Origin of the sequence: Nesterenkonia pannonica (genome assembly GCF_019575955.1) — a bacterium.
GTDB classification, from domain to species: domain Bacteria; phylum Actinomycetota; class Actinomycetes; order Actinomycetales; family Micrococcaceae; genus Nesterenkonia; species Nesterenkonia pannonica.
In genome coordinates this window covers 1,485,244-1,504,892 of record NZ_CP080575.1, presented here as the reverse complement: position 1 = coordinate 1,504,892, position 19,649 = coordinate 1,485,244, and the positions used below count along the sequence as shown (strand labels likewise).

Genomic DNA, 19,649 nt, shown 5'->3' with positions numbered 1-19,649 from the left:
CTGTGGAGTGTTCACGCACGCTGACTCTGTCAGGCGGGGATCCAGGCGGGTTGGCAGTACGGACAGACGTAGATGGAGCGGTCTTCGATGGCGCGCTCCCGGAGCTCCTCTTCGCCGAGTTCGGAGCGTTGGATCCGTGTGCCGCAGCGCAGGCAGGTCTTCTTCGCGCGTCCGTAGACCCAGTAGTTGATGGAGGAGACGGCGTCGCCGGTGGTGGCGCGTCGGGGCCGGAGCTTGTTGACGGTGAGCAGCCGGTGGGAGAGCTCGATGATGCGGTCGAGGTCGGGGACTTCGGCGACGGGTGTGAGGGGCTGAGCCGGGCGAGGAAGCAGATTTCGCTGCGGAACACGTTGCCGACGCAAGCGAGGTTGCGCTGGTCGAGGAGGGCGACGCCGATGCTGCGCTGCGGCTCTTCCATGATGCGGCGGCGAGCTTCGTCGGGGTCCCAGTCGGGGCCGAGGAGGTCGGGGCCGAGCCCGGAGAGCAGGTCGTCCTCCTGCTCGCGGGTGAGGACGCGGAGCTCGCCGAGGAGAAGCCGACGGCTTGGGTCTCTGCGGTGGTGAGCACGCAGCGGGCGGTGTGGGCTGGCCGCCGCCACCGCGGGGCTTGCTGGCCGGTGCGGGTGTAGGTGTGCCAGAGCCCTTCCATCTTCAGGTGGGACTGGATGGTGGTGTCCCCGACGCGGATGATGAGGTGCTTGCCACGGGAGATGACCTCATCAACGGCGCGGCCGCTGAGGTCCACGGTGGCGTATCGGGGCACCCGGAAGTCAGTGGATTCCAGTACGCGTCCGGCTAGGGCGTCGCGCAGCTGGGCTGCGTGGCGGTAGACAGTATCTCCCTCAGGCACAGTGGACGGCTCCTTCCCGTGCCCGACAGCGTAGTTCAGGATCCCGGCGCGGCATGGACCGGGAGCGCTGATCAGTACGCTGCGTCGGCGCCGTACTGAGCCTGCTCCGCAGTGAACCCTTCGAAGATGAGCTGATCGATCAGCCCCTGCTGTGAGAAGGACATGAATTCCAGGTAGGACTCGGCAGACCGCACAGCCTGTTCGTTCCAATCAGGGTCCACCGCATCGACGGCATACTCTGCATCTTCTCGGCTGTAGCCCTCGAATTCGAGCTGTTCGATCAGGCCTGACCGTGAGAAGCCCATGAACGCGAGGTAAGACTCGGCTGAACCTCTGGCGTTCCTCTGCCCGGAGGTCTCGGCATCTGCGGCTTCCTGCTCCGCCTGCTGCTCGGCTTCGAGAGCATCCTGCTCCTCGCGCTCGCGCTGGGCCTCGGCTTCACGCTCGGCCTCCTCCTCGGCCGCCAGTTCCGCCTCTTCCTCAGCCTGGCGCTCGGCCTCCTCCTCAGCCTCACGATCACGCTCTGCCTCTGCCTCGTCTTCAGCCTGCTGGCGGGCCTCTTCCTCTGCTTCGGCCTCCTCCGCCTCCCGCTGAGCCTCCTCCTCCGCTTCCTGCGCGGCGCGATCAAGAGCTTCCTGCTCTTCGCGCTCCTGCTCCTGCTCCGCCCGGATCTCCTCCATACCGTCCGGGTCGATGATCAGAATCATCGTTCCGAGGGCTATGAGGCCCCGACGAGCACCACGAGCCCGCCGCAGCCCAGTGTTGCCACCCGCGCAATGAGCGGCCACCGTTTGAACCGCTGCCACAGGGAGAGCTTCTCGGTTGGCTGGATTGGATACTCGGACATGACCCCTCCATGAATGTGATGTGCGTCACACTCTATCCTGGCTCGCCGCACCTGTCCCGCGCCACGGGATCATGGTCAGCTGCTCGCCGTCGATTCAGCCGCGGTCTATGGGGACACGCTGGACTCGACCCCACGAGCGCGGTCGTGGCCTCCCATAGGGCTGATGCCCTACGCGGAGCGCGTGCGGCGGCCGAAGGTCTGCGGATTGTGGGGTGCCCCTTGATGCTCGCGATCCCGTCAGGCCCGACATAGGAACCGCCTGGGATGTCTTGGGTGGCTGCGTAGAGAGTGGGCAGGGCGCCGTGCTCGACGTCATTGAGGAGCCCAACGAATTGACCCGGCCGAAGATGCCGGGGTCGTGTGCGACCAGCCCTGTACGCGCAATGCCGGGGTGCGCGGTGACTGAGCGAACTTTGCTGCCTGCCGCGACAAGGCGTCGCTGAAGTTCGTTGGCGAAGAGGACGTTCGCGAGTTTGGAGTCGGAGTACGCGGCGGCCGGACTGTAAGGGCGCTTTCTGAAGTTCAGGTCATCAATCCGCAGTAGGCTGATGCGGTGGAGCTGAGAAGAGAGTGACACAACCCGGTCGCTGATGTGCGGCAGCAGCGCGTTGGTCAGGGCGAAGGCGCCGAAGTAGTTGGTGGCCATCTGCAGCTCGAAGCCATCCTCGGTGTGCTGCAGCGGCACCAGACTGATGCCTGCATTGTTGATGAGCACGTCCAGGGGCTCTGTCCATTCCTGGGCGAACTCCCGCACGGATGCCAGGCGAGCAAGATCCAGGTGACGCACTTCGATCTCACCGCGGGTGTGCCCGATCCTCCGAACCACGTCAGCGGCCTTTGCTTCGTTGCGAACCGCCATCACTACCCGTCCCCGGCCTGCGAGAGTGCTCGTGCGGTGACCTCGCCCAATCCCGCTGTCGCTCCGGTGACGATGAAGGACTTTCCGGTGAGGTCTGGAATGTCTGCCTCGGTCCATTTCCTGCTCGTGCTCTGTGTCTTCCTGTTGATGTCCATGGCTACGAGAATGCTCGGGTCGCTGGCCTGGAGCCAGGCCGCTTTGTTCAGTGACCTGACAGGTCCTGTCTGGGCCGACCGGGAGTGGGGAGGATGGACTGCATGGACCGATCAGCGTTTGCCAGCTTCCTCCGTGCGCGGCGGGCATCGCTGCGCCCCCAGGACGTTGGGCTGAGTCCAGGTGCTCGCCGACGAGTCCGCGGCCTCCGCAGAGAGGAGGTGGCGCATCTGGCTTCAATCTCTGTGGACTACTACAGCCGCCTCGAGCGCGGCAGGGGGTCCAGCCCAGCCCTCAGATGCTCACAGTCCTTGCGCGGGTGCTTCACCTCACGCTTGATGAGCGTGACCACCTGTACCGGCTGGCCGGGCACAATGCCCCGATCGTCTCTCGGGCGATATGCACGTCGCCCCGGCCCTGCAGCGGGTCATGGACCGCCTGCAGGACACTCCGGCGATGATCATCTCTGATCTCGCCGAAACCTTGGTTCAGAACAGGTTGGCGGCAGCGCTCTTCGGCGACGCCTCGGGACTCAGCGGGCTCGCCCGCAGCGGTGTGGCCAGGTGGTTCCTCCATCCCGAGGTCGAGCGTGAGCTCTACCCGGAGCAGGACCGCGCACGGCAGGGGCGTGCTTTGGTGGCCGCGCTGCGCACTGCCGTCGGACGACGCGGGCCGACGTCGGCGGCCTCCAGGCTGGCGGGTGAACTGCTGCAGCGCAGCGACGAGTTCGCTGAGCTGTGGGAGCTCCAGGAGGTCGGCACCCGATATGAGGATCACAAAGTGCTGGTGCACCCGGACATCGGCCCGCTGGAGTTCGACTGCCAGGCACTGCTCACTGAGGATCAGTCGCAGACGCTGCTCGTCTTCACCGTTCCGCCGGGCAGCGCGGCGCAGGAGAAGCTGGAGCTGCTCGCCATCGTCGGCGCCACGAGATTCGCAGCCTCACCACTGTCCGACCCCAGCGATCAGGATCGCCGCAGCGCCCCTGATGTCGGCACGGCCGCAACGAAACAGTCCCACATGAGAACGAGGTCGGACGTCGTCCAAGTCTGTTTCCTTGGACGACGTCCGGACCTCGTTCGTTCGGGGTGAGTGACGGGGCTTGAACCCGCGACCCTCGCGACCACAACGCGATGCTCTACCAGCTGAGCTACACCCACCATGTGCTTCTTTGAAGGTGTTCCCTCCGAAAGCAACCAATACATCATACAACTTGGATGCCGATCCGGCACATCGGCGCGCCGATGCGGATCCGGCGGTCTTTCCCGGACGGACTAGTCCTGTCGGAACATAGATTCCCGGTAGTACTTCAGCTCGTCGATGGAGTCCTGAATATCACCCAAGGCGCGGTGGTTGCCCGTCTTCGCCGGGCGGCCCTCATACTGCTTCGGATACCAACGGCTGCCCAGTTCCTTGATAGTGGACACATCAATGATCCGGTAGTGCAGATGCTCCATCAGCTGCGGCATGCCGAGTCGCAGGAACGCCTTATCGGCGTGAACCGAGTTGTTTACCAATGGGGCCGTGTTCGCCTCAGGCACCCAGTCCTTCACGTATTTCAGGACCCTTGACTCGGCCTCCCCAGACTCACTCCCAACTCCAGCTCGTCCAACAATCCTGAGTCCGTGTGCATCCGCCGCACGAAGGAACCCATGGCATCCAGCGCGCCCGACTCCGGCTTGATGACTACCTGGACGCCCTCCCCAGGATGTTGAGCTCTGAGTCGGTGACCAGCGCAGCGACCTCGAGGAGGACGTCCCGCTCAGGGACAAGTCCCGTCATCTCGCAGTCGATCCATACCAGCCGCCCGGACCAGTCGCCCCGGGAGTCTTGTCAGAGGTGTTGCTCGCAGAAGAAGTGTTGTTCGCAGTCACGGGAACACTGTAGTCAACGATGACGCTGCCGCACCCCGGGCCGCTCCTCAGACCTCTGCTGGTTCCGGAAGCGTCGAAATGTCGATGACGTAGCGGTATCGGACCTTTGAGGCCAGCACGTTCTCCCAGGCCTCGTTGACCTGCGAAGCATCGATGATCTCCACTTCGGGTGTGATGCTGTGCTCGGCGCAGAAGTCCAGCATCTCCTGGGTCTCAGCGATGCCGCCGATCATGGAGCTAAGCCATCGCCCGGCGGTTCGTGAAGAGCGTGCCGGTGTCGATGCTCAGGGGCTGATCGGGCACGCCCACATTGACCAGGGCACCGTCGAAGCGGAGCATGCTCAGGAACGCGTTGAGGTCCACGCTGGCGGAGACTGTGTTGAGGATCAGGTCGAACTGGTTGCGGAGGTCCGTGAAGGTGGACTCGCCGCTCGTGGCCCGATAGTCGGAGGCGCCAAGGCGCAGGCCGTCCTCCTTCTTGCTCAGCGTCTGCGACAGCACCGTCACCTCTGCTCCCATGGCGTGGGCGATCTTCACCGCCATGTGGCCCAGGCCGCCCATGCCGACCACTGCTACCTTCTTGCCGGGCCCGGCACCCCAGTGCTTCAGCGGGGAGTATGTCGTGATGCCGGCGCACAGCAGCGGCGCAGTCTCCTCGAAAGGAAGGGACTCCGGGATGCGCAGCACGAAGTCTTCGGTAACGACGATGCTGCCTGAGTAGCCGCCCTGAGTGATGGTCCCGTCACGGTCCTCAGCACCGTAGGTGCCGACCATGCCCTTCTCACAGTGCTGCTCGAACCCTGCCCGGCAGGCTTCGCACTCACGGCAGGAGTTCACCATGCAGCCCACGCCCACACGGTCGCCGACCTGGTGACGGCTCACCTTTTCGCCCACGGCTGTGACGACACCGGCGATCTCGTGGCCGACGGCAAGTGGGTACGGTGCTGGGCCCCACTCGCCGCGGGCGGTGTGGATGTCTGAGTGGCAGATGCCGGACCAGTGGATGTCGATCTGCACGTCGTGCGGGCCGGGCTCTCTGCGCTCGATGGTCCCCAGGGTCAGGGGTGATTCGGCGGACTCAGCTACATAGGCAGATACCAGTGTCACGGGTGCTCCTTCGTCTGGACGGTGAACGGCGCACAGCCCATCACTCTCACCTGAACGCCTACCGATACTGGTCAGAGCTGATCGAGGGCGTACAGGCCGAGGACGCCCAGCAGCCCGGCCCAGATGTAGCTGGCGAGCGTGCCGATGATGAACCGTTCAGTGGCCTTGGCCCGGTGCTCTGCCCTGGCCGCGCGCAGCTCGGGGTAGCGGCCCAGACCCTTCACGGCCAGCACCACCGCGACGGCCTCCGGGTGCCCCGCCAGCACAGACCCGGTGATGGCCAGACGCTCCAGCACACCGATCCATGTGCCACCGCGCAGCACCCCAGGGCCTGACCCTGCAGGCTCCACCCAGCGCAGCAGTCCGCCCACCACGGCAATGCCAGCGGCCGAGGAAAGGGCCAGAGCGACCAAGGTGACGGAGACAGAGATCAGAATGTCCACTCCTCCATCTTCGCCGAACCGCATGACATGCTCTACGACCCGCCTGCGCAGACGCTCATGAGGCGGGCGGCCACGGGCCTCACCCTCTGCTCCTCCTGAACGAGGGCTGCCCTCATGCGCTGACCCACCGCCTGGGGGCTGATGCCCAGCTCCTCGGCAATCTGGTTCTGCCGCTTGCCGGCAGCCTGACCATCAGCCACCTCCCATCCCTCGGCTGAGCGGCGGCGCAGGATCGCCCCCAGCAGCTGCACTACAGCCGTCGCCTCGCCCGCTGCCTCAGCCTGCTCCCCATGATCACCAGCGGCACCGGCTCCCCCGGCCGCGGGCCCGCTCCACGGCCTCCCGGGCGTGGAAGAACGCCTGGCCGCTGCTCTGGCGAGCGCTGGGCCCCAGGGGCGTCTCGACGGGTCCGGCGCCTACGCCTACGGCCCAGTCGGCTCGGCGCATCAGGTGCAGGGCGAGGTCCAGGGCGGGTTCTGCATGGGTGAGGAGGATCTGCACTTCGTCGCCGACGGTTCGCTCCATGGGCAGTGCGATGGCGTCCTGGTGGCTGCTGAACCAGGGGTGAGCCCTTTGAGGAGCGTGGGCACTCGGTCGCCAGTGCTGCGGCTGCGGTGCTGATCTGCCGTCACAACAAACATAGGTAAAGGCTAGGCGCTTGAAGGCGCCACATCAAGCCTTAGGGGTTTATTGATGTTCAGTGGTCAGGGACCGTCGGTGAGGCGGTCGCATCCCCGCCGCCCAGAAGCGACTCGATCACCTGCGCCACGCCTTCCTCACTGCAGGACGGCGCCACATGGTCCGCTTCGGCTCGGACTGAGGCGTCCGCGTCAGCCATCGCGTAGGAGGTCCCGGCCCAGCGCAGCATCGGGAGATCGTTGGGCATGTCCCCGAACGCGACCACATCTCCGCGCGACACGGCAAGATCCGCACAGAGCCCGGCGAGCGCGCTCGCCTTGGTAATCCCATGGGCGCTGATCTCCACCAGCCCGGGCCCTGACCAGGTCGGGACTCCCCGGTTCCCACTGCGTCCTTCACCAGCTCACGGAATCTCTCATCGCCCAGACCTGGGTTGCGTGCCAGCAGCTTCACCGCCGGGGCGTCCCAGATCTCGGAAAAGGCGCCCCGGGTCGGAGGGGTGGAGCTTGGGCGCTCGTACACGAAGTGGGGTCCAGCCGGATTCCGTCGACGCATTCGATGGCGAAGACGGTCTCAGGGGCCGCCTGGGTGATCGCTTCGACCAGCTCCAGCCCCAGCCCAGGCTCGATGCCGTCGACTGCCAGCGTCCTGCGCTCGTGGGCGTCGTAGAGGATCGCGCCGTTGGAGACGACGGCCTTGCCGTGCGCTCCGACATGGGGCCACATCTCGCTCATCCAGCGCAGCGGCTTACCGGTGACGAAGACGACGTGGATGCCGGCGGCGTCGGCGCGGCGCAGCACCTCGGCGGTGTAGCCGCCCATGCGCGCGCTGCCGTTCGGGACGAGCGTCCCATCCAGGTCCGTTGCAATGAGCACTCTCGAACCATACCCACACCCGGGCCGATCACCCAGGTCCCTGCGAGCGCGGCGTCCTCGGAACATCTGGGCGCCCGTTCGGGTTGCGGTGCGCGTGAGGCTTTCTCTTCTTGACCGGTCGCGGACCCGGCTGGGCTATGCCCCTGGGGTTGCCCTGCACCACACCGTGGAGCGGGCCGTGCGGGCCGAGAGGCTCGGCTACCACCGCCTGTGGGCTGCCGAGCACCATGCGGTGCCCGGGGTGGCATCGGGGCGCTTACTGTGGTGCTCGCAGCTGCGGCGTCCAAGACCTCCCGCATTCGGCTGGGGTCCGGCGGGGTGATGCTTCCCACCACCAGCCCCTCGTCGTCGCAGAGCAGTTCCTCATGCTGGAGAGCCTCCATCCCGGGCGCATCGACCTGGGCCTGGGACGATCCCTCGGGTTCACTCCCCGGTGCGGCGTGCGCTGCGTCAGGAGTCCGGGGAGGCGGAGGATTTCACGAACGATCTGCGTGAGCTCAGCGCGTACCTCCAGGGCACCGCTGAGGTCACCGCCCAGCCCACGGTGGGTGAGCCGCCGCCGATGTTCCTGCTCGCCACCGGGAAGGGCATCAGCCTCGCCGCGGAGCTGGGCCTGCCCGTCGTGGTGGGAGGCCCTGTCCTGCACAGCGAGGAGCTCACCGACATGCTGCGCGACTACCGCCGGACGTTCCGTCCACGCGCGCAGGCTGCCAAGCCTGAGGTGATCATCTCCCTGGACATCTATGTCGCAGACACCGCCGAAGAGGCTCAGGAGCTTGCGCTGCCGGAGATCTGGGCTATGGCCCGGTCCCGAGAGACGGGCGAGTTCGGGCCGCTGGAGGCCCCAGAGACCATTCGGGCCCAATCATGGAGCCGGAGGACAGCTGAGCGCGTCGAGGAGGGGCTCCACCAGGCGGTGGCCGGATCGGCGAGCGCGGTGGGGCCTCAGCTGGAGGCCCTGGCGGAGCGCACAGGGGCCGCCGAGATCATGGCCTCGACCTCAACACATGACCTGCAGGCCCTGGGCGAGCTGGACGGGGCCCTTTCTGAGCTTGTTCTCGGGCGTGCCCCGTAGCCTGATGAGTATGACGAAGCACCCGGTGTATGAGATGCCCTTCGGCAAGGTCTACCCGCATTATGTGACCAAGGCCGAGCGCAAGAATCGGACACAGGCCGAGGTGGATCAGATCATCTGCTGGCTCACCGGCTATTCGCCTGAGCAGCTGGCCGAGCAGCTGGCGGCGGGGACCAGCTTCGAAGCATTCCTCGCGCAGGCGCCTGAGCTGAACCCGAACCGCTCTCTCATCACTGGTTCGGTGTGCGGGGTGAAGGTCCAGGAGGTTCCGGAGGAGACGATGCGGGAGATCCGACGGCTGGACAAGCTGATTGATGAGCTGGCCAAGGGCAAGGCTATGGAGAAGATCCTGCGTGGGTGAGCCCTTCGGCTCGGGCCGCATCGAGCACGTTGATGTGGTGGTGATCGGTGCGGGGCAGGCTGGGCTGTCTGCGGGGCATCATCTGCAGCGCACTGATCTGGATTTCGTGGTGCTGGATGCCGAGGACGCCCCGGGCGGGCGTGGCAGCACCGGTGGGAGTCGCTGCGCATGGGGACCGTCAATGGGATCTTCGGCCTTCCGGGCTTCCCCACACCGCCTTTGGACGATGCTGAGCCCAGCCGCAGTGCGGTTCCTCGATACTTCGCTGACTTTGAGGACGACCGGCAGCTGCCCATCCGGCGGCCGGTGAGGGTCAGTCGCGTCGAGGAGGCGGCTGAGGGCCACTGCGGGTGCACGCCGATGCCGGTGTCTGGGTCACCCGGGCGGTGATCAACGCCACCGGGACATGGAACAACCCGGTGCTGCCCCAGTATCCCGGCACCGAGAGCTTCGCTTACCGACAGATGCACACCCGGGACTATGTCTCCGCCGAGGAGCACGCCGGGCATCGAGTCGCCGTGGTCGGCGGCGGGATCTCTGCTGTGCAGCTGCTCACGGAGATCTCCCGCCATGCCACCACGTTCTGGTACACCCGGCGCGAGCCCGTCTTCCGGGAGGAGGGATTCCGCCCGGAGGTGGAGGGCCGGGAGACTATCGAGAGGGTCACCGCCGCTGCGGAGGCGGGCCTGCCGACCCAGAGCATCGTCTCCTACACCGGCCTGGTCTGGTCTGACGAGGCCCGCGAGGCCGCCGCACGCGGGGCCCTGGACCGGCGACCCATGTTCACCGGCATCGAGCCCCACGGTGTGCGGGAGGCCGACGGCACGCTCACCACCGTGGACACCATCCTGTGGGCCACCGGATTCCGGCCGTCGCTGGAGCACCTGGCACCGCTGAACCTGACCAACGAGCAGGGAGGAATCGCTGTGCGCGGCACCGAAGTCCGTGCCGATCCGCGCATCCACCTGATCGGCTTCGGACCCTCCCAGTCCACCGTGGGCGCCAACCGGGCAGGACGGGCCGCAGTGGGGCTCTGAAGCGACGCCTGGCCGGCAGCCCGCAGTCTCTGCAGAGAGTGTGAGCTACAGGCCCTGGCCTGCGTCCCAGAGGCGCTCGGAGGTGCCTGCCAGCAGGCCGTCCAATGAGGTGGCCTGCGCGTCTGTCAGCGAGGCCACGTAGTCGATGATGCCGCGGCCCTGGGCCTTGCGCAGCAGGCTGGGCTCATCGACCGCGTCGAGCAGCTCCGGGGACTCCCGGCGCAGGGTGAGCATGTCCTGAGCAGCCAGCTCCACCAGATCCAGCAGACGGCGGGGAGCGCGTGAGGCGTCGTCCTCATCCTCCAGCCATGCCGAGAAGCCCAGCACCAGGCGTTCGATCAGGCGGGCCTGGCCGCGTTGGTAGACGGTCAGGTCAGCCCGCCCGAGGATGAAGCGCTGATGGAGGAACTTCAGCACCGCCACCTCGTGCCAGGCCTGCTGGTTCAGGTTCACATGGCCTGAGCGGACATTGGGCTCAGCATGCAGCTCCACCGAGCTCTGCAGGTGGGTGATCCACTCAGCGGTGAACGTCGCCAGCGACCGCTCCGCCTCCCGCGAGCCGTCGAAGGGCGACATCAGCAGCCCCTCCACCACATCTTCGGAGACCCTCTCGACCGCGGCGAGGAAGGCATCCCCGTCGGCGATCCACGGGTCCTTGCGGTGCAGCTGCCGCCACAGCAGCTCCAGACCCCGTCCCGGGTGTGCGAGACGCGCCGCAGCTGACCCTCCGAGGCCGCGGAGAGCTCCGCGCGCGCTTCCTTCCACGCACTGAACTCCGCCGAGATCGCCGTCTGGTTCAGCAGACCGGCCCGGTAGAAGTCATCCAGGTCATGCAGCGAGTAGGCGATGTCATCGGCAGTGTCCATCACCGAGCACTCCACCGTCTGCTGAAGCTCCCCGATGCCCGGGTAAGCCGCCCGGGCCTGACGCATGCTGTGCAGATCCAGCGTGTAGACGGCGAACTTTCTGGCACCAGCGCCGTTGGGATCCGGGGACAGGCCCTGCGGCGTCTGCGGGCCGCCCGGACGCCCGAACCCCTCAGCACGAATCCACGGGTACTTCAGCACTGCCGAGCGCACTGCCGCGGTCAGGTTCAGCCCCGCCCCGTCACGGTCGTACTCATCCAGTCGCGTCAGGATTCGGAAGGACTGGGCGTTGCCCTCGAAGCCCTCAGCCAGGCCGAAATGTCCGCGAGCCAGGCGGTCCAGCGCCAACTCCCCAAATGGCCGAAGGGCGGGTGCCCCACATCATGGGCGCAGGCCGCGGCCTGGACCACCGCCGGGTTGCAGCCCCCAGCGACTCCAGCAGCTCACCGGCGCGTCCGCCCTCCGCCGACAGGCCCACCGCGATCGCCCGGGCCACTGCGGCCACCTTCAGCGAGTGGGTGAGCCGATTGTGGATGGCCATGCCCGCCCCCGTCTGCGAAATCACCTGAGTGACCGCCGAGAGACGGGAGAAGTACGGGGAGAACCGGATGCGCTCCAGATCCGCACGGAAGTCCGGCGAGCGCTCCAGCTGCTGGGAGGCGTCGAGAGTCTCCGGGACGCTGCGCGCAGTGCGCGGATCGTAGGCGGGGGCGGCGCTCATGGACACCACCCTAAGCGCAGAGCGCAGGCCCGCCTGTTCGAACCTTCCCGCAGGACTTACACTCTATTCGAAAGTATGTTCGAACAGGAGGTGCCTTCGGATACCGTGCGCTTCACCCACCTGCACGCCTGCAGCGTGTTCTCCGCACACCACGGCACCGCCCGGCCCGAAGAGCTGGTCCAGGCCGCGGCGGACCATGGCGCCCCGCAGCCGCCATCACCGACAGGGACGGCCTCTACGGGTCCGTCCGCCACATCCGGGCCTGCATCGAAGCGGGCCTGGCCCCCATCGTGGAGTCAGCCTCCAGGTGCGCGAGAAGCCCCGCAAGGGCGCCGCAGAGGCTGCTCCCACCGAAGTGACAATCCTGGCCCACGGCCGCAACGGCGGCGCTTACTGGGCCGGACTGGCCCGACTGGTCTCCTCCGCCCACGCACCCAAACGCGGAGCCCGACGCCGCACCTCGGCCCGCCACGGCTCCACCCACCGTGAAGCATTCATCGACAAGCGCCGACCCGCGGTCTTCCTGCAGGACGACTCAGGCCCCACCGGCACCGTGCTGCTGGGACCCCACTCCGATGTGGGCCACGCCGTCCTGGCCGCAGACATGCCCGCCGCGCAGAAGCTGCTCAGCCAATGGTGCGACCTGCTGCCCGGAGGCGTGGCCTTAGAGGTCGTCTGCCACAGCACCCAGCCCGGCCAGTCGGCAAGCATGCAGCACGCCGCGGACATGCTGAGCCTGGCCCACACCTGCGGAATCCCGGCAGTGCTGACCAACGCGGTGCGCTACCTGCAGCCCGACGACGCCCTCACCGGCGACGTGCTCGACGCCGCCGCGCACCTGCTGCCCCTGGGAAGCTTCGCCCCCAGCCCAACGGGCAGGCATGGCTGAAGCCGCCCGAGACGATGCACCAGCTCGCCTTCGCCCTGGCTGAGCACGCCACCTGCGCCGAGAGCAGGCCGTGGACATGCTCTCCGCCACCGAGCGCCTCGCCCGGACATGCCAGCTGGACCCCGAGACCGACCTGCGGTGGCGCCACCCCAAGGTCCCCGAGCTGGAGATCCTCGGCATCGCGGACGACCCCGCCGACGTGCTGGCCCGCCGATGCCGATCCGCGCTCGCCGAACGCTACCCGCACGCCGCCTACCAGGAGCTCACGGACCTCAACGAACGCCTCGACATGGAGCTGGGCACCATCGGCGCCTTCGGCTTCAGCACCTACTTCCTGGCCGTCGCAGACACGGTCGACATGATCCGCGACATGGGGTTCGCGCCCAGGCCCGAGGCTCCGGCGCCGGAAGCCTGGTGACCTACCTGCTGCGCATCTCCAACGTGGACCCGGTGGAGCATGACCTGCTGTTCGAACGGTTCCTGGGCAGCAAGCGCAGCACCCTGCCGGACATCGACGTCGACATCGAATCCGCCCGCAGGCACGAGGTCTACCACGCGATCTTCGAACGCTACGGCCACGATCAGGTCACCCTGCTCTCCATGCAGAACCGCTACCGCGCCCGCGGCGCCGCCCGGGACGCGGGCCTGGCCCTGGGCATGGAGGAGCATCGCATCGACCAGATCGCCGAGAGCCTCTGGCGGTTCAACGCCCGCGAATTCCGGCAGGTCCTGGACTCCAAGCCGGAGCTGCGCGACATCGCCGAGCTGGTCTCCGCAGAACCCCAGGTGGACCTGCTGGTGGACCTCACCGAACGCCTCGACCGACTGCCCCGCCACATCTCCATGCACTCCTGCGGAGTGATCCTCGGCGACGAAGGGCTGCTCTCCACCACACCCACCCAGCCCTCCGGCATCGGGCTGCCGATGAGCCAGTTCGACAAGGACGACATCGATGACATGGGGCTGCTGAAGCTCGACGTCCTCGGGGTGCGGATGCAGTCGACCCTTGCCTACGCGGTCGACGAGATCCAGCGCATCAACGGCCCGGCAGCCGCGGTGGAGGGCGGCCTGGCTCCAGATGCCCCTACGTCTCCCGAGGGCCGCATCGACCTGGACTCACTGCCCAAGGACGATGAGGCCACCTTCGCGGCTATCCGCACCACCCACACCCTGGGGATGTTCCAGATCGAGTCCCCGGCCAGCGCGAGCTCATCGGCAAGCTGCAGCCGGACCGCTACGAGGACCTCATCGCCGACATCTCCCTGTTCCGACCGGGTCCGATGAAGGCAGACATGGTCACCCCTTCGTGGAGCGCAAGCACGGCTTCCGCGGGATCGACTATCTCCACCCGCGCTTCGCACCCTTCCTGCAGGACTCCTACGGGGTAGTGCTCTACCACGAGCATGTGCTGCGGATCCTCGCCGACACCATGCGCATCTCCCTGGCTGAGGCCGACGAGCTGCGCCGCCGGATGGAGAAGGACGCCGAGCAGATCGAAGGCGAGTTCAGGGAGCGCACTGCCCGGAACACCGACGAGGACAACAACCGCATCTTCAGCGACGCCGACATCGACAGGCTCTGGAAGGCTCTGCGCAGCTTCGGCAGCTTCGGGTTCTGCAAGGCTCACGGCGCCGCGTTCGCCCTGCCCACCTACCAGTCCGCCTGGCTGAAGACCCACTATCCGGTGGAGTTCCTCACGGCCATCTTCGAGCACGACCCCGGCATGTACCCCCGCTTACTGCTGATGGCCGAAGCTCGCCGCATGCTCATTCCCCTGCTGGGCATCGACATCAACGCCTCCGACGCTTGGCTACCGCACTGAACGGATCACCGCCGAGGAGAAGGGCATCCGGCTCGGCCTCCGCGACATCCGCGGCATCAGCGACGCCGAAATCTCCCGCATCATCGAACACCGTCCCTACACCTCCATCTACGAGGTCTATCAGCAGGCTCGCCCCTCCCGGGCCCTGATGATGCGGCTGGCGAAGCTGGGCGCATTCGACAGCCTCAGCGCCGAAGACCACACCAGCACCCGCGGCAGCATCATCACCTACGTGCGGCAGCTGACAGCCTCCCCGCAGAAGCAGCGCGGCCCCGCATGACCCGGACCAGCCCCAGCTCTTCGAGGAGGCAGCCCTGATGGACGCCTCCGTGCCGGACCCCACCGCCGGAGAGCGCACCGCCGATGAGCTCCAGGAGCTCTCCTCAGAGATCAGCGAACACGTCATCGAGACCTACCGGCCCATGCTGCAGGAGTTGGGCGTCACCGCCGCCGCAGAGCTGCGACACGCACGCAACAACACCGAGGTGCTCGTCGCCGGAATCCGGGTGGCCACCCAGACCCCGCCGATGCGCTCCGGGAAGCGGACGGTGTTCATCAGCCTCGACGACGGCACAGGCTGTGCCGACACCACGTTCTTCGAGGACGCACAGGAAACGGCCCCCTGCTCTTCGGCACCCGCCTGATGATCATCCGCGGGCGCATCCGCCGCACCGGCGCCCGAGGAGTCTCCTGCAGGCCGAAGAGGCATGGGACCTTAAGCACATGTGGAACGAATGGCAGCGCAGCGGCACACCATTGTGAGATTCACAGTTTTCTCACATAAAACAAGATAACAGGTTGATAACAGCCCCGCATCCCCGCGATTCCGGGGTTTTTGCCGACTTTTACCGCATTGCGGGGGTTTGACGCAATCGAATTGAGACATTTGAATGGTCTCCGAACAACTCGTGACCTGGGTGTGACCCAGGCCTTCCCATCCCGTTCACTCGTTGAAGGAAACAAAGAACAACTATGCAGACTTCTAAGCACTCCACATTCAAGAGGCTCATCGGCGGAGGCATTGCCGCAGCAGCCATCTCCGGCGGCGCAATCGTGGCCCAGGCTCCCGTGGCCTCTGCCTCTAACGTCTGGGACCGCCTCGCTGAGTGCGAGTCCAACGGCAACTGGTCCATCAACACCGGCAACGGATACTACGGTGGCCTGCAGTTCTCCCAGCAGTCATGGCAGGCCGTAGGCGGAAGTGGACTGCCTTCGCAGGCTTCCAAGGCCGAGCAGATCAGCCGCGCCCAGCAGCTTCACGCCATTCAGGGGTGGGGTGCATGGCCGTCATGTGCTTCCCAGCTCGGCCTTTACGGTGAGAGCCCGAACGCCGGCGCGACCAGCTCTGGTTCCAACACGGGCGGTCAGAGCCAGCAGCAGGCTCCCAGCAGCAGGAGCAGCAGTCCGCTCCTCAGCAGCAGGCTCCCCAGCAGTCCGCTCCGCAGCAGGAGCAGACTCAGCCTGCACCGCAGCCGCAGCCAGAGCCAGAGCCCCAGCCCGAGACTCAGCCCCAGCCAGAGCCGCAGCCTGAACCAGAGAGTCAGTCCAACGGCTACTCCGCTGCCTACTCCGCTGAGCCGAACACTGACGTTGAGGTCTCGGACGAGACCTACACCATTCAGTCGGGCGACACCCTCGCTCAAATCGCCGACGAGCTCGGCCTCGAGTGGACCGACCTGTGGGGCGCCAACACCGACCAGGTGGAGGACCCCAACCTCATCTTCGTCGGCGACGAGCTGAAGCTCCCCGTCACCCAGGGCTGATCACCGCAGCCACCGCCCCGGCCACCACGGCCAGGGTCACCTTCTCCCACCTCCGTGGTGCTCTCCTGCCGATGAGCAGACGCGAGAGCACCACGGAGCCGGAGAGGTACACCAGCACCAAACCCAGGCCCACCGGCCCTCGGGCCACGGCGCCAACGCCTGCGGCAGACCCGCGAACGTTCTGCCGATCACGGCAATGCCCGCAGCCGGGAACCCCGCACACCACAGCAGCGCCTGACTCAGCCACGGCACAGCCGTGGACAGCACTGCGGCCAGCGTCCCCGGAACGGTGACGAAGGGCAGCAGCGGACCAGCTGCAATGTTCGCCGGAATGCTGTAGGTGTTCACCCCCGCGGCGATCGGCAGAAGCACAGGGTCACAAACAGCTGGGAGGACGCCGCCAGGGCCAAGGGCCCTGCCACAATCCCCGGCATACGCTGCTCGAAGATCTCCTTCATCGGCTGACCCGTCAGCACAATCCCAGCCGTGGCCGTCACGCTCAGCTGAAACGCTTACTCCGTGCTGAAGTATGGGTCATAGAGCAGCAGGATCACAGTGCACAGGCACAGCAGCGCCGATGAGGCCCTCCCCTGTAAGCGAATACCGCCAGCGCCCCGATGCTGCCCATCACTGCTGCTCGGATCACACTCGGCGCAGGCTGCACCAGCAGCACAAAGAGGATCAGGCCCACGACGATCAGCACCGGTGAGCACCACCTGGGCAGCTTAAGCACATGCGAATCAGCCCCAGCAGCGCACCGACGATCAGCGAGCAGTGCGTCCCCGACACCACCGTCATGTGAGACAGCCCCGAGGTGTACATCGCCTCCGCAAGATCCTCATCCATCGCGGTGCGATCCCCAGAATGACACCCGGCAACAGCCCGGACGCGTCCCCACCGCACCGCCAGAGGCTGCCTTCGTCGCCGAACGCAGATCATTGAAGACACCGGTGAACCGCGACCATCTATCCTCCGGCAGCCGGTCCAACCCATCCCACTCAGGGAAGATCAGGGCCGTGGCCCGCTCCCCGCATCGGTCGGCGCCGTCCGCACCGTCCCGGTGTACCTCTGACCGGCTTCAAACATCCAGCTCGGATGGGCGCCGAACGGAACCTGACTGATCAGCACCGTCTCGGCATTCACCTCCGTGAAGTGGTCCTGACCGGGCAGCTGAGCACTGTCGATCACGGCGCGAACCAGAATGCGCTGCTGGCCGCCCCACCCCGGATCCGCCAAGGGTCTGACGTCCTCGGTGATCCGCAGGACCGCATCCATCTCCGCGCGATCCTGCACTGCTGCATCCCAGCCGGACTCCTCATGCACTGCCACTGCCAAAGCCGCCTGGGCGCACACCGCAGCGGCCAGCACCGCACAGAACATCCACTGGACGCCGAAGGCACGGCCACGGCCCGGCCCCAGGCTGAATGCCAGGACCGCTGCTGCCCCGCCTGTTGCCGCAGCGAGCCCGGCCAGATGCCAGGCACCGGCGACAGGGAGGTGCACTGCCCCAAAGCGGCGGCGAATGCCACCACAGCTGCGGGCAGCAGCCGCAGATCCAAGCTCGCGCGCGCAGCTCTTCCCTCCTTTGAAGAATCGGCGGCCGCGGCGTCACCAGGTGACGTCATCGGCGATGTTCTCCAGAATCGCCGGACCGATGCCGCTCACGCGGCCCACATCCTCCAGGGACTCGAACGCGCCGCTGCTTTCGCGGTGGGAGATGATCCGTTCGGCCAAGGCTGGGCCGATGCCCGTCAGCTCTTCAAGCGTTGCCGCATCGGCGGTGTTGAGATTGATCGGCCCGCCGCCGTCGCCCGTGCCGTCCGGGGCGGCCGCCGCGGCAGGCGGGGCACTGCCCTCCTCGAGCTCCTCCTGGGTCGGTATCCACACGTGACTGCCGTCTTCAGCCACGGCGGCGAGATTGACCCCGGCCGCAGCAGCCTCGTCGGTCATGCCGCCGGCAGAGTCCACCGCGTCCATGACCCGGGCGCCCGGTGAGAGAACCACGACCTGCGGCTCCTGCACAGCCCCGCTGACGTGTACGACGACATCGTCCTGGGTATCCTCGTTCGCCGAGACTCGGTCGGCCTCATGCTCGGAGGGTGTTGGGCCTCAGGCGGGTCGGGCAGCTCCTCGGCTGAGGCGTCCGCTCCCGAGGGTGTCGAGAGCCAGGCGACCGCGAACCACGTGAGGATGCCGACGAGCACCACCAGCACAGCACCCAGACGAAGCCGAACACGCGCCGGAGCCCGATGCGCCTCGGCGCGCTCAGCCCGGAGCCGGTCACGCCGAGTGCTGAGGCGATCCAGATCGTCGTCATACTCGAGGCTCTCACCATCGCCCGGCTTCTGCGGCAGATCACTGATGCGCTCCATGGCCTCAGGCTAGGAATCCCCGCCACGGCCGAGGTCGCTGGGCACCTGCATGTGAGACTCTCGGAGTGCCCGACGGCCGGATCCATGACTCGGTGGAAGAAGGACGCCTCCGTGCAGCCAGCGCGCGCACCGTGCATATGAGAACGTATAGGCAGAACGCGCAGGAAAGGCGCGCAGGAAAGGTGTTGATGCTAACCGGCAAGGAGATCGCGCAAGTCGCGGGAGTTTCTCAGGCCACGGTGTCCCGAGTGGTGCAGGGCTCCACGCGTGTCAGCGAGGAGAGCAGACGACGCGTCGAAGAGGCGATGGCGACGTTCGGCTACGTCCCCAACGCCCAGGCACGAGCCATGCGCACGCAGCGTTCCGGAGCGATCGGGGTGGTTGCTTACGAGTTCACCAACCCCTGGTACCCCGTGATGATGTACGCACTCAGCCGCGAGATCACGCAGGCCTACCTGCGAGTCAGCTTCTGGGTCTCTGACGGCGACAACAGCGAGCAGGCGGCCATCGAGGCGATACGGTCCAAACTCATCGACGGTCTCGTCTTCACCACCGCCACGCGGGAATCGCAGTCCCTTCGGGCCGCCCTGGAGATGGGGCTGCCGGTCGTCCTGGTAAACCGCAGCCTGGAGGGCGTCACCAGTGACCGAGTCACCGGCGACAACCTGGCAGGAGGAGCGGCAGTCGCCGACTACTTCCTTGCTCATGGCAGAACCGACGCGGCCGTCGTCGGCGGAGGATCGTGGGCCAGCACAGGCCGTGAGAGGCGTGAGGGCTTCACCCAGCGCTTCGCCGAAGCTGGATTCCCACTGACGGAGGCCCACCAGCCCGAAACCCCCTTCACCCACGACGCAGGCTTGGAGGCTTGGCAGGTCTCTTCTCAGACAAGACCCTCCGCAGGCGGTCTTCTGCACCACAGACGTGGTGGCCTTCGGCGTGATCGATGCGGCGCTGGAGCACGGCCTGAGGGTCCCTGAGGACCTATGGGTCGCCTACTATGACGATATCCCTATGTCTGCTTGGAAAGCGCTGAACCTCACGACTGTTCGTCAGCCGATCGATGAGATGGCTGAAGTGGCTCTGAAGATTCTTCTGAA

At 66.6% G+C, this 19,649-nt stretch carries 32 protein-coding genes, 1 tRNA gene and 7 pseudogenes; 17 read left to right on the top strand and 23 right to left on the bottom strand.

Features of this window, described 5'->3' with window-relative positions:
• Positions 1 to 29 precede the first annotated feature (29 nt).
• From K0H76_RS10900 to K0H76_RS10880, 5 genes and pseudogenes are all read right to left on the bottom strand, one after another.
• A pseudogene (locus tag K0H76_RS10900) lies at positions 30 to 849 on the bottom strand (Fpg/Nei family DNA glycosylase).
• Positions 850 to 920: 71 nt separating this feature from the next.
• A complete protein-coding gene (locus K0H76_RS10895) occupies positions 921 to 1,556 on the bottom strand; it encodes an Ltp family lipoprotein (protein WP_258932999.1) in 636 nt (211 codons plus the stop codon).
• Positions 1,557 to 1,567: 11 nt separating this feature from the next.
• Positions 1,568 to 1,696 carry a hypothetical protein gene (locus K0H76_RS10890; RefSeq protein WP_258932998.1) on the bottom strand — a complete coding sequence of 43 codons (129 nt, stop codon included), beginning with the start codon at positions 1,694 to 1,696 and terminating at the stop codon, positions 1,568 to 1,570.
• 94 nt (positions 1,697 to 1,790) lie between these two features.
• Positions 1,791 to 2,555, bottom strand: coding sequence for an SDR family NAD(P)-dependent oxidoreductase (locus tag K0H76_RS10885; RefSeq protein WP_258932997.1), 765 nt, complete (start codon positions 2,553 to 2,555; stop codon positions 1,791 to 1,793).
• Positions 2,556 to 2,557: 2 nt separating this feature from the next.
• Entirely contained in the window at positions 2,558 to 2,710 is a 153-nt protein-coding gene (locus K0H76_RS10880; protein WP_258932996.1) for a hypothetical protein, read from the bottom strand.
• Positions 2,711 to 2,812: 102 nt separating this feature from the next.
• Between K0H76_RS10880 and K0H76_RS10875 the strand changes: the two are divergent.
• Positions 2,813 to 3,635: pseudogene (locus K0H76_RS10875) on the top strand (helix-turn-helix transcriptional regulator); the annotation flags it as partial.
• A gap of 160 nt (positions 3,636 to 3,795) precedes the next feature.
• Here K0H76_RS10875 and K0H76_RS10870 read toward each other — a convergent pair.
• From K0H76_RS10870 to K0H76_RS10835, 8 genes and pseudogenes are all read right to left on the bottom strand, one after another.
• Positions 3,796 to 3,868: transfer RNA gene (locus K0H76_RS10870), tRNA-His, on the bottom strand.
• Between the two features lie 114 nt (positions 3,869 to 3,982).
• Positions 3,983 to 4,490: pseudogene (orn, locus tag K0H76_RS10865) on the bottom strand (oligoribonuclease).
• Between the two features lie 139 nt (positions 4,491 to 4,629).
• A pseudogene (locus K0H76_RS10860) lies at positions 4,630 to 5,689 on the bottom strand (NAD(P)-dependent alcohol dehydrogenase).
• A gap of 71 nt (positions 5,690 to 5,760) precedes the next feature.
• Positions 5,761 to 6,156 (bottom strand): hypothetical protein, encoded by a 396-nt coding sequence (locus K0H76_RS10855; RefSeq protein WP_146338456.1) that lies wholly within the window; start codon positions 6,154 to 6,156, stop codon positions 5,761 to 5,763.
• An 8-nt stretch (positions 6,157 to 6,164) separates the two neighbouring features.
• Positions 6,165 to 6,383: a hypothetical protein gene (locus K0H76_RS10850; protein ID WP_258932995.1), complete on the bottom strand. Its 219-nt coding sequence runs from the start codon at positions 6,381 to 6,383 to the stop codon at positions 6,165 to 6,167.
• 43 nt (positions 6,384 to 6,426) lie between these two features.
• Positions 6,427 to 6,657 carry a SatD family protein gene (locus K0H76_RS10845; RefSeq protein ID WP_258932994.1) on the bottom strand — a complete coding sequence of 77 codons (231 nt, stop codon included), beginning with the start codon at positions 6,655 to 6,657 and terminating at the stop codon, positions 6,427 to 6,429.
• A 172-nt stretch (positions 6,658 to 6,829) separates the two neighbouring features.
• On the bottom strand, positions 6,830 to 7,117 hold the full coding sequence (locus K0H76_RS10840) for an HAD hydrolase family protein (protein WP_258932993.1): 288 nt from the start codon (positions 7,115 to 7,117) through the stop codon (positions 6,830 to 6,832).
• Between the two features lie 103 nt (positions 7,118 to 7,220).
• Positions 7,221 to 7,646, bottom strand: coding sequence for an HAD hydrolase family protein (locus K0H76_RS10835; RefSeq protein ID WP_258932992.1), 426 nt, complete (start codon positions 7,644 to 7,646; stop codon positions 7,221 to 7,223).
• A gap of 94 nt (positions 7,647 to 7,740) precedes the next feature.
• Here K0H76_RS10835 and K0H76_RS10830 point away from each other — a divergent pair, with 94 nt between their 5' ends.
• From K0H76_RS10830 to K0H76_RS10810, 5 genes are all read left to right on the top strand, one after another.
• The gene (locus K0H76_RS10830) at positions 7,741 to 7,968 is read left to right on the top strand and encodes an LLM class flavin-dependent oxidoreductase (RefSeq protein WP_258932991.1); all 228 of its coding nucleotides are present in this window, start codon (positions 7,741 to 7,743) and stop codon (positions 7,966 to 7,968) included.
• Between the two features lie 111 nt (positions 7,969 to 8,079).
• A complete protein-coding gene (locus tag K0H76_RS10825; RefSeq protein ID WP_258932990.1) occupies positions 8,080 to 8,721 on the top strand; it encodes an LLM class flavin-dependent oxidoreductase in 642 nt (213 codons plus the stop codon).
• A 10-nt stretch (positions 8,722 to 8,731) separates the two neighbouring features.
• Positions 8,732 to 9,082, top strand: coding sequence for a DUF2200 domain-containing protein (locus tag K0H76_RS10820; protein ID WP_258932989.1), 351 nt, complete (start codon positions 8,732 to 8,734; stop codon positions 9,080 to 9,082).
• Positions 9,075 to 9,392 carry an FAD-dependent oxidoreductase gene (locus K0H76_RS10815; RefSeq protein ID WP_258932988.1) on the top strand — a complete coding sequence of 106 codons (318 nt, stop codon included), beginning with the start codon at positions 9,075 to 9,077 and terminating at the stop codon, positions 9,390 to 9,392. The genes K0H76_RS10820 and K0H76_RS10815 overlap by 8 nt, the downstream gene beginning before the upstream one ends.
• A gap of 76 nt (positions 9,393 to 9,468) precedes the next feature.
• Positions 9,469 to 10,119, top strand: a complete 651-nt coding sequence (locus K0H76_RS10810; protein ID WP_258932987.1) for an FAD-dependent oxidoreductase — start codon at positions 9,469 to 9,471, stop codon at positions 10,117 to 10,119.
• A gap of 45 nt (positions 10,120 to 10,164) precedes the next feature.
• Here the strand turns inward: K0H76_RS10810 and K0H76_RS10805 are convergent, their stop codons facing one another.
• The 3 genes from K0H76_RS10805 to K0H76_RS10795 are packed head-to-tail and all read right to left on the bottom strand — an operon-like array spanning position 10,165 to position 11,706.
• Complete coding sequence (locus K0H76_RS10805) at positions 10,165 to 10,713, bottom strand: hypothetical protein (protein ID WP_258932986.1); 549 nt, start codon at positions 10,711 to 10,713, stop codon at positions 10,165 to 10,167.
• Complete coding sequence (locus tag K0H76_RS10800; protein WP_258932985.1) at positions 10,695 to 11,333, bottom strand: hypothetical protein; 639 nt, start codon at positions 11,331 to 11,333, stop codon at positions 10,695 to 10,697. Before K0H76_RS10800 ends, K0H76_RS10805 begins: the two co-directional genes overlap by 19 nt.
• Positions 11,290 to 11,706: a hypothetical protein gene (locus K0H76_RS10795; RefSeq protein WP_258932984.1), complete on the bottom strand. Its 417-nt coding sequence runs from the start codon at positions 11,704 to 11,706 to the stop codon at positions 11,290 to 11,292. Before K0H76_RS10795 ends, K0H76_RS10800 begins: the two co-directional genes overlap by 44 nt.
• Before the next feature lie 307 nt (positions 11,707 to 12,013).
• Here K0H76_RS10795 and K0H76_RS10790 point away from each other — a divergent pair, with 307 nt between their 5' ends.
• The 9 genes and pseudogenes from K0H76_RS10790 to K0H76_RS10750 form a co-directional block, all read left to right on the top strand.
• Entirely contained in the window at positions 12,014 to 12,595 is a 582-nt protein-coding gene (locus K0H76_RS10790; protein ID WP_258932983.1) for a hypothetical protein, read from the top strand.
• A 76-nt stretch (positions 12,596 to 12,671) separates the two neighbouring features.
• On the top strand, positions 12,672 to 13,013 hold the full coding sequence (locus K0H76_RS10785; protein ID WP_258932982.1) for a hypothetical protein: 342 nt from the start codon (positions 12,672 to 12,674) through the stop codon (positions 13,011 to 13,013).
• Positions 13,010 to 13,879 carry a hypothetical protein gene (locus K0H76_RS10780; RefSeq protein WP_258932981.1) on the top strand — a complete coding sequence of 290 codons (870 nt, stop codon included), beginning with the start codon at positions 13,010 to 13,012 and terminating at the stop codon, positions 13,877 to 13,879. The genes K0H76_RS10785 and K0H76_RS10780 overlap by 4 nt, the downstream gene beginning before the upstream one ends.
• A complete protein-coding gene (locus tag K0H76_RS10775; RefSeq protein WP_258935388.1) occupies positions 13,843 to 13,983 on the top strand; it encodes a hypothetical protein in 141 nt (46 codons plus the stop codon). Before K0H76_RS10780 ends, K0H76_RS10775 begins: the two co-directional genes overlap by 37 nt.
• Positions 13,929 to 14,417, top strand: a complete 489-nt coding sequence (locus K0H76_RS10770) for a hypothetical protein (protein WP_258935387.1) — start codon at positions 13,929 to 13,931, stop codon at positions 14,415 to 14,417. Before K0H76_RS10775 ends, K0H76_RS10770 begins: the two co-directional genes overlap by 55 nt.
• Positions 14,418 to 14,472: 55 nt before the next feature.
• Positions 14,473 to 14,550, top strand: a pseudogene (locus K0H76_RS10765) (hypothetical protein); the annotation flags it as partial.
• 15 nt (positions 14,551 to 14,565) lie between these two features.
• Positions 14,566 to 14,697 carry a hypothetical protein gene (locus K0H76_RS10760; protein WP_258932980.1) on the top strand — a complete coding sequence of 44 codons (132 nt, stop codon included), beginning with the start codon at positions 14,566 to 14,568 and terminating at the stop codon, positions 14,695 to 14,697.
• Between the two features lie 37 nt (positions 14,698 to 14,734).
• Positions 14,735 to 15,061: a hypothetical protein gene (locus tag K0H76_RS10755; RefSeq protein ID WP_258932979.1), complete on the top strand. Its 327-nt coding sequence runs from the start codon at positions 14,735 to 14,737 to the stop codon at positions 15,059 to 15,061.
• 376 nt (positions 15,062 to 15,437) lie between these two features.
• Positions 15,438 to 15,740, top strand: a pseudogene (locus tag K0H76_RS10750) (transglycosylase family protein); the annotation flags it as partial.
• 41 nt (positions 15,741 to 15,781) lie between these two features.
• Here the strand turns inward: K0H76_RS10750 and K0H76_RS10745 are convergent.
• Entirely contained in the window at positions 15,782 to 16,060 is a 279-nt protein-coding gene (locus K0H76_RS10745; protein ID WP_258935490.1) for a hypothetical protein, read from the bottom strand.
• On the opposite strand from K0H76_RS10745, the gene K0H76_RS10740 reads away from it, so the two are divergent.
• Positions 16,061 to 16,180 carry a LysM peptidoglycan-binding domain-containing protein gene (locus tag K0H76_RS10740; protein ID WP_258935386.1) on the top strand — a complete coding sequence of 40 codons (120 nt, stop codon included), beginning with the start codon at positions 16,061 to 16,063 and terminating at the stop codon, positions 16,178 to 16,180.
• Here K0H76_RS10740 and K0H76_RS10735 read toward each other — a convergent pair.
• The 6 genes and pseudogenes from K0H76_RS10735 to K0H76_RS10710 form a co-directional block, all read right to left on the bottom strand.
• Positions 16,167 to 16,427: a hypothetical protein gene (locus K0H76_RS10735; RefSeq protein ID WP_258932978.1), complete on the bottom strand. Its 261-nt coding sequence runs from the start codon at positions 16,425 to 16,427 to the stop codon at positions 16,167 to 16,169. The two genes, K0H76_RS10740 and K0H76_RS10735, sit on opposite strands and share 14 nt — an antisense overlap.
• A 97-nt stretch (positions 16,428 to 16,524) precedes the next feature.
• Positions 16,525 to 16,677 carry a hypothetical protein gene (locus K0H76_RS10730; protein WP_258932977.1) on the bottom strand — a complete coding sequence of 51 codons (153 nt, stop codon included), beginning with the start codon at positions 16,675 to 16,677 and terminating at the stop codon, positions 16,525 to 16,527.
• Between the two features lie 53 nt (positions 16,678 to 16,730).
• A pseudogene (locus K0H76_RS10725) lies at positions 16,731 to 17,002 on the bottom strand (ComEC/Rec2 family competence protein).
• 186 nt (positions 17,003 to 17,188) lie between these two features.
• Positions 17,189 to 17,683, bottom strand: coding sequence for a hypothetical protein (locus K0H76_RS10720; protein ID WP_258932976.1), 495 nt, complete (start codon positions 17,681 to 17,683; stop codon positions 17,189 to 17,191).
• 105 nt (positions 17,684 to 17,788) lie between these two features.
• On the bottom strand, positions 17,789 to 18,184 hold the full coding sequence (locus tag K0H76_RS10715) for a ComEA family DNA-binding protein (protein ID WP_258932975.1): 396 nt from the start codon (positions 18,182 to 18,184) through the stop codon (positions 17,789 to 17,791).
• Positions 18,127 to 18,552: a hypothetical protein gene (locus tag K0H76_RS10710; protein ID WP_258935489.1), complete on the bottom strand. Its 426-nt coding sequence runs from the start codon at positions 18,550 to 18,552 to the stop codon at positions 18,127 to 18,129. The genes K0H76_RS10715 and K0H76_RS10710 overlap by 58 nt, the downstream gene beginning before the upstream one ends.
• Before the next feature lie 188 nt (positions 18,553 to 18,740).
• On the opposite strand from K0H76_RS10710, the gene K0H76_RS10705 reads away from it, so the two are divergent.
• On the top strand, positions 18,741 to 19,529 hold the full coding sequence (locus tag K0H76_RS10705; RefSeq protein WP_258932974.1) for a LacI family transcriptional regulator: 789 nt from the start codon (positions 18,741 to 18,743) through the stop codon (positions 19,527 to 19,529).
• Positions 19,530 to 19,649: the final 120 nt, after the last annotated feature.